This is a genomic window from Bacillus sp. SIMBA_074, from assembly GCF_046534555.1.
GTDB lineage: Bacteria > Bacillota > Bacilli > Bacillales > Bacillaceae_G > Bacillus_A > Bacillus_A mycoides.
Map to the genome: position 1 here is coordinate 1 of NZ_JAWRYM010001040.1, position 245 is coordinate 245.

Annotated in this window: 1 pseudogene; it reads right to left on the reverse strand. The window is 59.6% G+C overall.

Going from position 1 to position 245, the window contains the following annotated elements:
- Positions 1-229: pseudogene (locus SB773_RS33925) on the reverse strand (hypothetical protein); the annotation flags it as partial.
- Positions 230-245 lie beyond the last annotated feature (16 nt).

Here is a 245-nt window from a genome sequence, read left to right on the forward strand (position 1 = left end):
ATATCAGAATCAGGATCCAGATCAGAGTGGGTATGCCAACAAGAGACCCGCGCGATATGAATATGAAGAATGGGTCGGAGCCGGTGTAGCCCTGCGCCGAACCATTCGAGATGAGATCTGCCACGCCGCGGTAGGCGGCCAGGGTGGCCAGAGTCGCGATCACGGAGTTCACGCGCCCAAAAACGATGATGCACCCGTTGATCACGCCGCAGATCACGCCGACCAGCATCGCCGCTGCGACGCCT